This window comes from Brevibacillus sp. HD3.3A (genome assembly GCF_013284375.2).
Taxonomy (GTDB): Bacteria; Bacillota; Bacilli; order Brevibacillales; family Brevibacillaceae; genus Brevibacillus; species Brevibacillus parabrevis.
On the sequence record NZ_CP085874.1, the window covers coordinates 3,314,386 to 3,327,530 of the forward strand.

The 13,145-nt window shown below is 52.1% G+C and carries 9 protein-coding genes; 6 read left to right on the plus strand and 3 right to left on the minus strand.

What is annotated here, in order from left to right:
* Nucleotides 1–8: 8 nt before the first annotated feature.
* Together HP435_RS15230 and HP435_RS15235 are read right to left on the minus strand one after the other, a co-directional pair.
* Nucleotides 9–4,511, minus strand: coding sequence for a non-ribosomal peptide synthetase (locus HP435_RS15230; RefSeq protein ID WP_229049685.1), 4,503 nt, complete (start codon nucleotides 4,509–4,511; stop codon nucleotides 9–11).
* Between the two features lie 420 nt (nucleotides 4,512–4,931).
* Complete coding sequence (locus HP435_RS15235; protein WP_173599995.1) at nucleotides 4,932–6,125, minus strand: macrolide family glycosyltransferase; 1,194 nt, start codon at nucleotides 6,123–6,125, stop codon at nucleotides 4,932–4,934.
* Nucleotides 6,126–6,279: 154 nt separating this feature from the next.
* Between HP435_RS15235 and HP435_RS15240 the strand changes: the two genes are divergently transcribed.
* The 5 genes from HP435_RS15240 (at nucleotide 6,280) to HP435_RS15260 (ending at nucleotide 11,421) form a co-directional block, all read left to right on the plus strand.
* Nucleotides 6,280–7,020: a GntR family transcriptional regulator gene (locus tag HP435_RS15240; protein WP_122966451.1), complete on the plus strand. Its 741-nt coding sequence runs from the start codon at nucleotides 6,280–6,282 to the stop codon at nucleotides 7,018–7,020.
* A gap of 135 nt (nucleotides 7,021–7,155) precedes the next feature.
* Complete coding sequence (locus HP435_RS15245) at nucleotides 7,156–8,124, plus strand: SIS domain-containing protein (RefSeq protein WP_173598181.1); 969 nt, start codon at nucleotides 7,156–7,158, stop codon at nucleotides 8,122–8,124.
* A 114-nt stretch (nucleotides 8,125–8,238) separates the two neighbouring features.
* The gene (locus HP435_RS15250) at nucleotides 8,239–9,561 is read left to right on the plus strand and encodes an ABC transporter substrate-binding protein (protein WP_229049686.1); all 1,323 of its coding nucleotides are present in this window, start codon (nucleotides 8,239–8,241) and stop codon (nucleotides 9,559–9,561) included.
* A gap of 79 nt (nucleotides 9,562–9,640) precedes the next feature.
* Complete coding sequence (locus HP435_RS15255) at nucleotides 9,641–10,516, plus strand: carbohydrate ABC transporter permease (protein ID WP_122966448.1); 876 nt, start codon at nucleotides 9,641–9,643, stop codon at nucleotides 10,514–10,516.
* Nucleotides 10,517–10,521: 5 nt separating this feature from the next.
* On the plus strand, nucleotides 10,522–11,421 hold the full coding sequence (locus HP435_RS15260; RefSeq protein ID WP_370641076.1) for a carbohydrate ABC transporter permease: 900 nt from the start codon (nucleotides 10,522–10,524) through the stop codon (nucleotides 11,419–11,421).
* 41 nt (nucleotides 11,422–11,462) lie between these two features.
* On the opposite strand, the gene HP435_RS15265 is transcribed toward HP435_RS15260, so the two are convergent.
* Nucleotides 11,463–12,284, minus strand: a complete 822-nt coding sequence (locus tag HP435_RS15265) for a PfkB family carbohydrate kinase (RefSeq protein ID WP_173599996.1) — start codon at nucleotides 12,282–12,284, stop codon at nucleotides 11,463–11,465.
* Nucleotides 12,285–12,440: 156 nt separating this feature from the next.
* Between HP435_RS15265 and HP435_RS15270 the strand changes: the two genes are divergently transcribed.
* The gene (locus HP435_RS15270) at nucleotides 12,441–13,121 is read left to right on the plus strand and encodes an S-layer homology domain-containing protein (protein WP_173599997.1); all 681 of its coding nucleotides are present in this window, start codon (nucleotides 12,441–12,443) and stop codon (nucleotides 13,119–13,121) included.
* Nucleotides 13,122–13,145 lie beyond the last annotated feature (24 nt).

A 13,145-nucleotide genomic window follows, 5' to 3' on the forward strand; every position in this document is an offset into this window, starting at 1 on the left:
TTCCGCCGTCAAATGAACAGATTGTCCAACTCTTCTTGCGTAAGCTCCACTGTGTCAAAATCAGAAGGGGTAAACTCCTTCGCTCCGTGCTGGCTGCCATGCAGAATGATCTCGCCCAGATGGCGCTGGAAGTTGCCCAAAAAGCGCTGCATGCTGCTTTCCGTAAACTTGTTCCGGCTAAAGGCAAGCCGTATTTGCAACTGACCATCCAGAACAAAGCAGTTCACATCGATCAGGCAAGTGAGCGGGTTGTCCGGGCTGGTGTTTTGCTGGAAAGCACCGCCGAGCAGTTTCACGTAGCCGCCGTCAAACGTTTGGGCAAACTCGCCCAAGTAATTAAACCTGACCGTCTGGGGGGCGTAGTCCGGGACAGTCTTTGCCAAATAGCGCAAAATGCCGTAACCGATTCCGTTGTTTGGTACGTTTCTTCGCGTCTCCTTGACATGCTTGATCTGCTCGGACAAAGCTCCGTCTGTGAGCGAGAGGCCAAACGGGTAGAGACTCGTGAACCATCCGACCGTCCTGCCGATATCCAGCTTTTCCGCAAGCTGTTCTCGCCCATGCCCCTCCGTCTCGATTACGATATCCGTCTGTCCTGTATGTTCGCGGATCGCGATGAATAAAGCCGTCAACAGCAGATCGACAGGCTCCGTATTGTAGGAAGCATTGGCTTCGGTCAAAAGTGCCAGCGTTTCCTGCTTGCCCAGCTCGGCAGAAAGGGGGCAGCTGACAGCCAAACGGTCTGCGCCGTAATCATGGTCAGTCGGAAACGGCACAAACTTTTGCAAGACCGCTTCCCAGTACGCTTTTTCTTTTTCTGCCCCCGCCTCTCCCTCGCCTCGCCAGTAGCCAGCCAAAGACTCTGCCCATTTTTGATAGGAATGCGTCTTCAAAGGAAGTTCCACCGCTTGTCCGAGACAAATTTGCTTGAGCAGCGCGTTCAAATCTTCCAGGATGATTCGCCAGGAGACGCCATCTACTAGCAGATGATGGGCAGACAGCAGCAAATGGCGCGTGCTTCCGAGATGAATCAGGCAAGCTTTCAGCAAAAGGTCGCGGGACAAGTCTGTGCGCTCCGCCAGTTCATGCGCCACCTGCTCTAGCCTGTCATAGCGCTCGGAATGAGCAATGTCCGTAAACTCGCGCTGTTCGATTGGATACGGGGCCAGCAAGTGGTCATTGTTGTAGAACAAATCGCCGTGAGCAGCTCTGACGTTCATGCGCAAGCTGTCGTGGTGCTCCACAAGCTTGAACAGCGCTCGTTCCAGCATTTCTACCGTAACGGCCGGGCTGATTTCCACGAAAACAGTCTGATGATAATGCTGCGGGCTGGGGAATGACCGGGCAAAAAACCAGGCAACGATCGGCGTAGGCAAAATGCTGCCCTCCGCCAGCCCCTGCTCGACAACAGTCAGCTGAACTTCTTCGACAAGCATGGCCATCTCCTCCATGATGGGGGTGGACAGCATCTCCTTGACCTTGATCTGGTAGCCTTTCGCACTCAGCTTGGAAGCGATCTGAATAGCTTTGATCGAGTCTCCGCCCATATGGTAAAAGTTGTGCTTGCGACCGATCTGCCGGACGCCAAGAACTTCTTCCACTGTCTGAATGAACTGCTTTTCTTTTTCGCTCGAATAAGCGTCATATTCGATGTGTTCCGTGCTTGGCAACTCGATCTCAGCCAAGGAGCGCGTGTCGACCTTGCCGTTGGCTGTGAGCGGGATTTCCTTTACCTCGATGAAATGATGAGGGACAAGGTAATCCGGCAGCTGCCGTGCCAAATGCTGTTTCAGCTCAAAACTGGCGATCTCGCCCGCCGCGACGTAATAGGCGCACAGCATCACGGTTTGCTGTTTGTCTTCCCTGTCGAGGACAACCGCCTTTTTTACAAGCGGGTGCTGGAGCAACTGGTTTTCGATTTCGCCCAATTCAACCCGGTAGCCTCTGATCTTGACTTGCTGGTCGCCTCTGCCCAAATACTCCAGCTTGCCATCCGGCAAAAACCTGCCAAGGTCTCCCGTCTTGTACATCCGCTCGCCAGGAACGAACGGGTCGTCGATAAATTTCTCTCTGGTCAGCTCCTCATTGCGGAAGTACCCTCTCGCCACTCCGTCGCCCGCAATATACATTTCCCCGACAGCGTAGGTCGGGACAGGAGCCAACTGTTTGTCCAGTACGTATATGCGGACATTGTCGGCCGGCTTCCCGATGGGCACAGCGGCTCTTGTGTCCGTCACGGGATCAAAAGCGTGAATCATGCACCCGACCACCGTCTCGGTTGGGCCGTACTCGTTGAGAATCTCGATGTTTCCTCCGAAGCTGTCGCAGACGCTTTTGGCGAGGCTGACCTTCAAATTTTCACCGCCTACGATGAACCTTTTCACCGAACAATTCCGATTGTCACGATCTGTTAACAAAGATAAATGCGATGGCGTAAGCTTGACGATTGTCGCTTTGTTCTCACGCAAAATGCGAAACAGCACATACTCGTCTTCTGTGTGGCTGTAGACCATGATCGTGCCGCCGCTAATCAGCGGAGTAAACACGGAGGTAATCGTCAGGTCGAACGCCAAAGACGAATAGAGCGGGAACACCTCGTCATCCTGCTTGACATACATCTTTTTCGCCCAGCAAATGTAATTGACCAGCCCGCGGTGTTCCACCATCGTGCCCTTCGGCCTGCCCGTAGAACCGGATGTATAAATCATGTACACCATATCCGCAGGCGCGCTTTCAGCCTGCAAGTTAGTGGATGCATACGCTGTGCAGTCGACGTCCGGCAGGCGGATGATCTGTCCAGTGAAGCCCCACTCGTCCGCCGGGTCCACATTCGTCAGCAAAAGCTGGGTGCCGGAGTTTTGCAGCAAATAGCGAGTTCGCTCGGCTGGATTGTCAGGATCGATCGGCATGAAGGCGCCGCCCGCTTTTCCGACGGCAATCAGCCCGATCACGGTTTCCAAAGAGTGCGTGGTCAACAAGCCTACGATCGTTTCTCGTCCAACCCCTTGTTCTTTTAAATATCTGGCAAGCTGGTTGGCTTTCTCGTTCAATTGCTGGTAGGTCAAAAACTTTTCGCCATATTGGACGGCGAGCTTGTCCGGCGTTTTTGCTGCCTGCGCTTCAAAAAGCTGATAGATCGTTTGGTCGCGCGGATAAAAGGCATCCGTCCGGTTGTACTCCACTACCAGTTTTTGCTGCTCTTCCTCGGAGAAAAGCGTAAGCTGCTTGATCGGCTCGTCGGGCCGGGCCACGATTTTCCGGGTCAAAGCGGTCAGACGAGCAAACAAATCCTCGATCTGCTCTTCCGCGTAGTCGCTCGTTTTGTAGTCAAAACTGATGCTGATGCGACCGGAGTCCGACCATTCCTTGATGACGAGCTGCATCGAATAAATTTGGTGCCCGCTGTAAAACTCGACATTCTCGACCGCGCAGCCGTCCCAATCCGTCTGGAGCGCTGTGTTGTAGTAATTGATACACACATCAAACAGCTGATGGTAGCCTCTTTTTTTCAGCTCCACGTCCTGGATCAGCAAGTCATACGGATAGCGCTGATGGAAAAAGCAATCCAAAAGCTCCCTGTTGACCCGAGCCACCATGTCCGCGACAGAACAGCGATCGTCGATGGTAAAACGAAACGGCATCGTGCTGGTAAACATGCCAAACATGCTCTTTTGCTGCTTCCCGGATCGATTGAGCACCGGCGTGCCAATCACGAGATCCTCGCGCCCGGTAAACTTGTGTACATACAGCAAGTACAGCGCCACAAAAATGGTATTCAGCGACCAGTTGTTTACTTTTGCCCACTCTTTTACTTGATTGGAAAGCTCGGCACTCCATTCATGCGTGATGCGGTTTCCCGGCAACGTGTCTGAGCTTTTTTCCACATACGCGTCAGGAAGATCGCGGAATTTCTCGTTCCAAAACGTCCGGTTTTTCCAGAAGCGCTCCGACGCAAGATAGTCCCGCTCGTGGTCGATGTACGCCAGGTAGCTCGGGGCAGGCTGATGGTCAGAGACTTCCTCTCCGCGCACAAGCTTGCCGTAATGTTCTCGAATATGCTCGGTCATAATGTTGATCGACCAGCCATCGGCGATCATGTGATGCAACTTGACCAGGTAGCCATGCTCTTCGTCCGAGATGCGAAACAGGGCAAAATAAAAAAGCCTCTCGTTTTCGATGACGAACGGCTTTCTCGCTTCCGCTTGCACCCAATCGGCAAAATCTTTTCGCGGCTCTTTGCCTGTTGAGAAATCGATATAGTCCAGTGGGAACGGGGCAAACGGACTCACGTATTGCTGCGGCTCTCCGCTGCGGTTCAAAACTCGCAGCCGCAAAGCTTCATGTTTTTCCATAAGCAGATGAATCGCTTTTTCAAGCGCGGGCATCTGTACAGTGCCTTTTATCATTACGGTTCCGCCAATGTTGTGCAAAGGAGTGTCAGGATAAATCTGCTCGATTGACCAGATTCTTTTTTGCGGATGAGTCAGTGGATAGTACGTGATTTGCTCCATGTCTAGCGATTCCTCCATCATCTTTGAAACTTCTTTCGCTTTTGAATGGCAAACATACCAAAAACGGCAATGCTTCGCCCTTTCATGTATCAATCTGCCGATACACTCCACTGCGCTGCATTGCCGTATGACCCCTTCATTCCTCTAAAGTGCCTAAGCTTCAATAGATTCACTCAGGTTGCTGTGCTATTAGATTCAAACGGGGCTTTTTCGAACGAATACTTCCCTGACTTCTCATGATCGCATGTTTGCTAACGTCCGTAATTCCTTTAGAAAAATTTTAATCCATCCGCCAGTCAATTTCAATCTTTTTCCACTTTTTTATAGAAATGACAAACTTGTGACGAGAAAATGTCGTGGCAATCTCTCAGGCGTCCATTGCGATACAAGCTCTGGTCGTCTGCGAGTTCCTTCCAACCGCTACCGACCTCTCCACTGCAAAATCTCATCCACCGCTTGCCGATAACCGCCTGCTCGTTGAAACGATTCGCTGACCGTTGCAGCAGCTTTGCGGAAGGACGGCTGCTGAAGCACCTGCTCGGCGGCTTCGCGCAGTTCGCTTGCGGTCAAGTTTTGCATGTCCAAAGCAAGTCCTGCCCCCAGCTTGGCAACTTGTCCGGCAATGACGGGCTGATCCGCGCCTTGCGGGAGAACAACGAGCGGCACCCCGTAGTAAAGCCCCTCGCTCGCACTGTTCATCCCGCCATGCGTAATAAACAGTTTGGCATGCTGGAGCACATCGAGCTGGGGAACATAGCTTTTCACCAAGAAGTTTTCAGGGATGTCTCCCAGATCAGCAAGCTGCACTCTGTTCCCGATCGACATGACAACAGTATGCTCTGTATTGCCGAATGCCTGAAAGCAAAGCTGATAAAAGTCAATCGAGTGGTTCACGATGGTGCCCAATGAGATGTAAATCGGATGGTTCTTTTTGATTTGCGCTAGATCGAAGCGATCTTGCGAGTAGCGCGGAGCGATCGATGGGCCGACAAATTTGTATGTATGGTCGAACGCTTCTGCAAAAGGTTGAAACTCCCTTGATGTGTAAACAATGCTCAATGGTGCCGGATTGCAAAACACTTCGTAAGGCGAATGAATCTGTACCCCGTACTTTTCCTGCACGCTGGCTGTCAGGCGTTGAAATTCTTCTTCGCTCGCTTTCCTCAACTCTAGAGACATTTCGCGCGAAAGCTGCTCCAGCGTCTCCTCGAAAGAAGCTTTCGTCTGGGCAAAAGAAGTACAAGAGCTAATCGCCGGAAGCTGGAGCATCTCGGCAAGCAATCGGCCGCAGCCAAACATGGAGTCGTGAATGATATAATCAAACTGCTCGCCTTTTATCTGCTCCAAAACGCTCGGGATGACGATATCCGCTGTGTGCAAAAGTCCGTTGACTCTCTGCAGCAAGTAATTTCTGCCCCCTGAGATGAACGCCTGGATGAATTTTTGTCCGTCAAAAGTCCATACCGTAGCGCCCGCCTGCTCCAAGCGTTCCCGATAAGCTTCAATCGCAACGTACGCGACCTCTTCCCCCCGCGAAACAAGCTCTTGGACCACGCCGACTGTCGGGTTGACATGTCCTTCCGAGCCGCCGTTAACGAATAAGACACGAGCCATATGTACCAGTCCTTTCCACCAACAATTATGTTTATCATAGCGTCCCGTCAAGCGTAATGCCAGTGAAGCGCCTTTTTGCGAAAATGCTTGCATGACCGAAATATGATATATTATTATAAGACGATTTAAAATTTTTTGATCGGAGACAAAAGCGATGAAATTAAATAACGCGAGTCACAAGCCGCTCTACCTCCAACTCAAGGAAGTCATCAAAGAAGATATCAATCGTGGCGTATACAAGTCAGGTCAGCAACTCCCGCCGGAAGGAGAACTGTGCGAAATGTACGGGGTGAGCCGGATTACGACCCGCCGAGCCATCACGGAGCTGGTCGAGGCTGGCATTTTGCAGCGCCAGCAAGGAAAAGGCACGTTCGTCACGGCTACCAAATTGAAGCGTGAGCTGATCGCAGTCAACGGCTTTTCCGAGTTTCTCACCCAGACCGGGCAGTTGCCGCAGCCGCAAATTATTTCAACCGCGCTGATCGAGGCGGACGAAGCGATCGCGTCCCCTTTGCAAATAGCCGTCGGGACGCCGATCCTGCAATTGAAGCGGCTGCACTACGTCAACGACGCCCCGCTTGTTTGGGAAACCGTCTACTATCCGCTGACGCGCTTCCCCCAACTGGAAAAGTATATTGCCGAGTCGATTTCGACGTATCAGGTGCTGAAAAAATACTACCAGGTCGAGCCTGCCTCCAACCTGAAAACGCTGAATGTGATCATGGCAACCCAGGAAGAAGCCGAACTGCTGCGCTGTTCCATCGGCACGCCGCTCTACCAGATCGACAAGGTAGCTTACGATAACACAGGCAGTCCCTTCCACTCTTCCAGCTCGCTGATCCCGACCGATCGCGTCACGTTTACCATCAATACCGGGCAAAACCGCAGCCAATGACACTGGACGAAGCATCCAGTGTTTTTGTTGTGGACGGCTTCTTGGTAAATTTTTCGAAAAATCAGTTGATTGTCTGTTTATAAGATGTTATATATTGTTATATAACCAATCCATTCATTTCAAGGAGGTCTTCTCATGTTACATCCTCACGTTCAGCAAGCTTTGGATGCAATCAGCTCCCGCCCGATCGAAAACGTCTTTCTCGTCGCTTGCGGCGGATCATCTGCCTTGATGTATCCAAGCAAATACTGGCTCGACCGCGAAGCGAAAACGATCTACTCGGACTTGTACAGCTCCAATGAATTTATTCACCGCAACCCCGCCACGCTCGGCGCGAAGTCGCTCGTCATCTTGTGCTCCCACTCCGGCAATACGCCTGAGACGGCCGAAGCAGCCAAATTTGCCCGCAGCAAAGGCGCCCTCACCGTTTCCTTGACCCACGAACCGTCCTCCCCATTGGCCGAAGCGTCGGAGCACGTCATCACGTACAGCTATGGCCCGGACGCGCCCGCTTTTGAAACCAACTACTCGATCATGTATCAACTCGTGACAGGACTGCTCTACGTCAAAGAAGAAAACGCCAAATTCCACCGCTTCATCCAGTCCCTGCAAAGCTTGCAAACCGTGTATGATCGGGCGAAAAGTCAGTTTATGGACCGGGCAAAAGCGTTCGGGGAAGCCAACAAGGACGAAAACATCATCTACACCATCGCCAGCGGAGCCAATTTCGGCGTAGCCTACTCCTTCGCGATCTGCATCCTGATGGAAATGCAGTGGATTCACTCGCATGCGATCCACGCCGGAGAATATTTCCATGGTCCGTTCGAAATTCTCGACAAAAACGTGCCCGTCATTCAACTGCTTGGGCTGGACGAGACTCGCCCGCTGGAAGAGCGCGTGCAGACGTTCAATCAGCAGTACGGCGAAAAGCTGATCACATTGGATGCCAAAGAGTTCGACCTGTCCGAAATCGCCGACGATCTGCGCGGCTATATCGCTCCGCTCGTATTGAATTACGTTTTGCGCCAGTTTGCCAATGAACTCGCAGATGCCCGCAACCACCCGCTTTCGACCAGACGTTACATGTGGAAAGTCGCTTACTAAGACGCGGAGAACATTCGTTGTTTGACAATTCTTAATTTTATATCATAATATAATGTCATAATATGATATAAAATTTTCCTGCACGATTCCTACAAGATAAAAGGGGGCAATGTCTTGAAAAGGATACTTCGGTTCGCCACTGGTCTTTTGCTTATTTTCTCGCTCGCAACTGGCTGCTCGACTGCTGATACGCCCAAGCAAGCTTCTGCAGACCCTGGCGGAAATCAAGTCTCCCCCGCTGCGGATCAGCAGGTCACCTTGCGTTTTTTCCACCGCTGGCCCAGAGACCCTGACAAAACCTACTTCGAACAAGTCGTCAAAGCGTTTGAACAGGAAAATCCGAACATCAAGATTGAAACAGAGGCGGTGCTAAACGACGCCTACAAGGAAAAAATCAGCGTCCTGCTCGGCACGGACAATCCCCCTGACATTTACTTTTCGTGGAGCGGCGAATACGCCTACAAGTTTGTGCGAGGCGGCAAAGCGCTCGATTTGACCGGCTACGCCCAGGAAGACAAAGCCTGGTATGATCAGCTGATGGAATCCCAGCTCGTGCCGTTTACGCTGGACAACAAGCTGTACGGCGTGCCACTCACGATCGACGGCAAAACGTTTTTCTACAACAAAGACATTTTCGCCAAGCTGAATCTCGCCGTCCCAACCACCTGGTCAGAGTTCCTCTCCACCCTGCAAACGCTAAAGGACAACGGCTATACTCCGATCACCTTCGGCAACAAGGCGCCATGGGCTTCTTCCCACTACATCGGCACGCTGAACCAGCGCATGGTCGATGAAAGCACGCGGGAAAAAGACTACAACCGCGCCACCGGAACGTTTGAAGATCCAGGCTATATAGAGGCGTTGAAAAAAATGCAGGAGCTAATCCCCTATTTCAACAAAGATGTCAACGGCCTGGATCATGAGTTTGCCAGACAAATGTTCATCGACCAGAAAGCGGCGATTTTTTACGCCGAGACCGCAGAAGTGCGGCTGGTAGAACCGAAGACGAAGTTTCCATGGGGATTCCTCGACTTCCCGGCGATCGAAGGCGGCAAAGGCAATCCGAAATTTTTGACAGGCGCTCCCGAGGGCTTCATGATTTCGGCCACCACGAAGCATCCAAAAGAAGCCGTGAAGTTCCTGCAATTTTTGACCTCGAAAGCGCAAGCCGAAAAATTCGTCAAGGATGTCGGCAAGTATAGCGCCGTCAAAGGGGCTGTCAACGCAAATACCGCCACTCCGCTCGGCATCGAGGCTGTAGAGCGCGTGAACGCAGCAGAAGGCTTGGCTTTGTGGCTCGATACCGATCTCGATATCAAAATTGTCGACGCCTATCTCGCAGGCACGCAGCAAATGCTCAACGGAGAAAAATCGCCGGAGGAAATCATGCAAGATGTTCGCAAGGCAGCGCAGCAGGTGCGGGAACAGTCCAAGTAACAAGGTAAGCGCCCAAAAAGCACGGCAGTGGAGTCCCGAGCGGCTCCACTGTCTCTTCATACACTTAGGGGGGAACGATATGCTCCAGCGAAAATATGCGGGTTACTTGTATGTCCTTCCAGGCTTTTTGTTGATCCTCCTTTTTATTTACTTCCCGATTGTCCAAAACATCCAGTTCAGCTTGTTTGAATGGAGCGCTTTCTCCGCAGACAAAACGTTCGTCGGACTGGCCCAATACGCGAAGCTGTTTCACGACCCGATCTTTTACCAGGCCCTTGTGAACAACATCTACTACGCCGTCATTTCTCTCATCTTCCAAGTTTTTGGCGGGCTTGTCCTGGCGGCTGTTCTGGAAGACAAAGTGTTTCGCAAAATCTCCCCGCTCTTTCGCACGATTTACTTCACGCCTGTCATCATCTCGATCACCGTCATCGCTCTGCTGTTTGACTTCATCTACCATCCGCAAGTCGGCTTGCTGAACGGCTTTTTGTCCGCCATCGGACTGGAGAGCTGGACACGGGCGTGGGTTGGAGATTCTGCGACAGCCATCTTTGCGGCGATTGCCGTCTCCCAGTGGCAAAGCATCGGCTACATCATGATGCTGTTCATCGTCGCGATCCAGAAAATCCCGCAAGAGCTGTACGAAGCCGCCGAAATCGACGGCGCAAGCAAAATCCGGATGTTTTTTCACGTCACGGTTCCGCAAGTGCGGGAGATGACATTTGTTACCTCCACGATTACGCTGGCTGGCGCCTTTACCGTTTTCAATGAAGTCTACATACTCACGGGCGGTGGCCCCGGTCACGCTTCCGAGGTGCTCGGCACCTACTTGTACCAGTCCGCCTTCGTTCACGACCAGATGGGCTACGCGTCGACGATCGCCAATGTCATTTTGGCTATCACGCTGTTGATTTCACTCGTGCAAATGAAGCTATCCAAGACTGGAGAGGAGTAATCGACATGCAGCAAAATATGGAAACGGTTTCACAGCAAAACGCAGCTCCCCTCCTGCCGACAGCGAAGAAACAGCGCAGCAGACGAGGCTTGACATGGGGCAGTTCCAGCCTTTTGGTCATTTTGCTGCTGTACTTTGTCGCCATCGCCTACCCGTTGTTCTGGATGGTGATGAACTCGCTCAAGGAATCTTCCGAGATTTTCAGCGACAGCTGGGCGCTTCCGACACAATGGCTGTTCGAAAATTACGTGACAGCCTGGGAGCAAGGGATTTCCGCCTACTTTTTAAACAGCGTCATCGTCACCAGCCTGACTTGCTTTTTGACTGTGCTGTTAAGCGCTCTCGGGGCGTATGGCCTAACCCGCTTTTCGTTTCGCGGCAAGCGGCTCGTGCTGGTTTTGATTCTCGGCGGATTGATGCTCTCTCCGCAAGTCAGCCTGATTCCCCTTTACAAACTGATCCAGAGTCTCGGGCTGTTCAACACGTACTGGGCGTTGATCATCCCGTACGTCGCCTACCGGCTTCCTTTTACCGTGCTGTTGATCCGCGCGCACTTCCTGACGATCCCGAAAGAAATCGAGGAAGCGGCTTACATGGATGGCTGTAGCAGCTTCAGCGTGTTCACCCGCATTTTCTTGCCGCTCAGCACCCCGATCCTGCTGACGTCTGCGCTGTTGACGGCTTACTTTTCCTGGAACGAGTTTTTGTTTTCCATCATCTTCATTGACGATAACAAGCTGAAGACGATCCCTTCCGGCTTGATGGCGTTCCGGGACATGCTGCAAACCGATTGGGGCGTGCTGCTCGCTGGCTTGACCATCTCTGCGCTGCCGATCATCCTGCTCTTTTTGTTCATGCAAAAATACTTCGTCAGGGGCCTGACGAGCGGGGGCATAAAAGGATAAAAGAAGCTAGAAGATGTCTCTAGCTTCTTTTTTTTGACCGATCAACCAACTTTGGGAACGCCGTATCCGAAAGCGCCGTAATGTCCGCACGTCTGGGCCGCCGCTACTGACGCCTGCCTCAGCGCCGCTTGCATGTCGCCGTCTGGATGGTACTTCATTAAAAACATGGCGATAAACGAGTCTCCCGCACCCAACGTGTCTACGACCTCGGTCGGAACAATTTCTTGGCGGTACAGCTTGCCTGCTTCGGAAAAAATCGCTCCTTGCGCGCCGCGCGTCACCCCGACGACTTTTGTTCCCAGACGATGCACTTGCTGGATGAGCTGGTGGCACTCGTCTTCTGTCAGGTCGCTCCCCGAGAAAAAGCCGTAGTCGACATAAGGGCATACTCGCTCCAAATAGGCAGACGTCCAACGCGTCGAAAAGTCGAAGGAAATGCGGATCGCTTTGTGCAATTCGGGCAACTCGTGCTCCAGATTGCTGTAAATGCTCGTGTGCAGCAGCTCATGCCTGGCTATGTACGCCTTGTCGTCATCGGTCAGCCTTAGCCCCATGTACGCTTGCACACCGCCTTTGTTGGAACCGACGAACACGCGATCACCGTCGGCGTTGAGGGAAACGATCGCTTCTCCATTCGGGCCGATCGCTTGACGCAAGCGGGAAATATCGATCTTTTCCAAAAGCAGAGTCTGTCTGACATGATCAGCCGCCTGGTCGTTGCCGATGATGCCAATGTACGAGGACACGTCTGCCTGATACCGTTTGCCCAGCACCGCTACGTTCAGCGCATTTCCCCCGGGAAAAATTTCGCCGCGGTCTTTGTAGTAATCCACCACATTATCGCCAATCGCAATCAGTTTCATCACGTTTCCCCCTGTGAGTTAATTAGTACGTCTTATAACATTATATAATAAACAGAAAAGGCAGTCTATTTATTCTGCAAAATGACTCCGTGAAACATTCGCGAAAAACCGTCGTCCTACAGGTGAAGCTTTTCAAAAACAGCCGAGGTGATAATCATGAAAGCCACTCGCAAACTGCTCGCCTTTTCTACTTTTGCCTTACTGACACTGTCTATGGCCCAACAAGGCTTTGCCGCCTCCGCTCCGTTTACCGATTTGCAAAATGTAGCGGCTAAAAATAAAATCATGGCGTTGCAACAACAAGGAATTTTACGGGGCGTGGACGATCATCGCTTTATGCCGGATGCGACGATTACGGCTGCCCAAGGCATCCAGTTGATCGTCAGTGCGTTCCGTCTCAACATCGACAACATTCGCTTTATCAAAGAGCCGAAAGCAACCGACTATTTTGCCAAGGCCGATAACGATGCCTGGTACTCCAACGTGTTGATCATCGCCGCAAACAACGGACTCGATCTGCCAGCCGACCTTGAACCGGAGCAGATTTGGACGAAAGAACAGTTCATTCATCAGCTCATGCTGGCGATGGAAACACACTACGATTTGCCGATGATCAAAATCGCTCCCCGCGACTTCGCCGATCTGGAGCAACTGAACCCAAGCTACCAGGGCACGATTCAGCGGGCGCTCGTTCTCGGAATCGCCAAGCTGGATGACGGGCAAAAAATGCACCCGCGCGATGCGATTACGCGCCAAGAAGCAGCGGAAATCATCTACAATGCGCTGGAGTACGTCAAAGCACATCCAGGGCCAGCCGAAAGCACGCCAGCCAAATAAGCCAAGCAAAAGCCGCTCCTTCGC